Source organism: Streptomyces alkaliphilus (assembly GCF_014141535.1).
GTDB classification, from domain to species: domain Bacteria; phylum Actinomycetota; class Actinomycetes; order Streptomycetales; family Streptomycetaceae; genus Streptomyces; species Streptomyces alkaliphilus.
On record NZ_VKHT01001091.1, the window covers coordinates 1 to 1,585 of the forward strand.

1 protein-coding gene is annotated in these 1,585 nt (G+C 75.1%); it reads right to left on the reverse strand.

The features are described 5' to 3' along the window. Positions 1-130 precede the first annotated feature (130 nt). Positions 131-1,261 (reverse strand): threonine ammonia-lyase, encoded by a 1,131-nt coding sequence (ilvA, locus tag FNQ90_RS22590; RefSeq protein WP_407699428.1) that lies wholly within the window; start codon positions 1,259-1,261, stop codon positions 131-133. Between the last annotated feature and the right edge of the window lie 324 nt (positions 1,262-1,585).

Genomic DNA, 1,585 nt, shown 5'->3' on the forward strand with positions numbered 1-1,585 from the left:
GAACCGTAGTCCCCGGCACCGACAATCGCCCCCGGTTTTCCTCCCCGCCCCGTCGGCCGGGACGGCGGGGCGGGAGAACGACGGCGGCGGAGCCGGGGGCGGCCTCACCCCGGCGGGATCCGGCCCGTCGTCACAGGAAGTGGTACCCGCTCTCCCTCAGCACCCCGTCCACCTGCTCGCGGTGCTCCGGCCCCTGCGTCTCCAGCCACACCTCCACCTCGGCCTCGTCCACCGCCAACCGGGCGTCGGTCCGCACGTGGTTGACCGCCAGCACATTGGCGTCCACCCCCGAGAGGGTCCCCAACAGCGCGGCCAGCACCCCGGGGCGGTCCGGCAGCCGCAGACGCAGCGTGAGGTACCGGCCGGCCGCGGCCATGCCGTGCCGCAGCGTGCGCTGGAGCACCAGCGGGTCCACGTTGCCGCCCGACAGCACCGCGACCACCGGCCCGTCGAACCGGTCCGGTTCCTCCAACAGGGCCGCCACCGGCGCGGCCCCCGCCGGCTCCACCACCAGCTTGGCCCGCTCCAGGCACAGCAGCAGCGCCCGGGAGAGCGCGTCCTCCGACACCAACCGGATGTCGTCCACCAGCTCCGCTATCACCCGGAACGGCACGTCACCGGGACGGCCCACCTTCATGCCGTCGGCCATCGTCGCCGGGGAGGCCACGGCCACCGGCCGACCCGCGGCCAACGAGGGCGGATAGGCGGCGGCACCCTCAGCCTGCACGCCCACCACCCGCACGTCCGGGCGCAGCGACTTCACCGCCAGCGCCACCCCGGCGGCCAGGCCGCCGCCCCCGATGCCCACCACGACGGTGCTCACCTCGGGGCACTGCTCGAGGATCTCCAACCCCACCGTGCCCTGGCCCGCGACCACGTCCGGGTGGTCGAAGGGGTGGATGAAGACGGCGCCGGTGCGCTCGGCGTGCTCGCGCGCCGCCTCCAGCGTCTCGTCCACCACCTGCCCCCGGGTGATCACCCGGGCCCCGTACTCGCGGGTCGCCGCCACCTTCGGCAAAGGAGCGCCCGCCGGCATGAAGACGGTGGACTCCACGCCCAGCGTGGCGGCCGCCAGCGCCACCCCCTGCGCGTGGTTGCCGGCGCTGGCGGCCACCACGCCACGCGCCCGCTCCTCCGGCGTCAGGCCGTGGATGCGGGTGTAGGCGCCGCGCAACTTGAACGATCCGGTGCGCTGGAGGTTCTCGCACTTCAGGTGCACCGCCGAGCCGACCAGCCGGGAGAGGTGGCGGCTGCCCTCCATCGCCGTCACCCGGGCCACCCCGGCCAGGAGCTCGCGCGCCCGCCACACGTCCTTGATGTCGGGGATATCGGGGGTCCCGAGGGCCCCGGTCGACTCGTCCGAACCGGTCGCGTCCACCTCGACACCGGGATCACCGGCACCGGCCGAGGGCTCCCCCGCCGATCGGGCGGGGTCGGCGCCCGTGCGCAGATTCACGTTCATGTCGCCAGTCTCGCAGCCCGCGCCGCCGGTGGGGTGACGGCGCGGGCGGGGTTCGCCCGGTGGGGCCGTGCACCGGTTTCGTCACGGTCCGGAACGTCTCCGTGATGGCCGTCGCCGACCCTG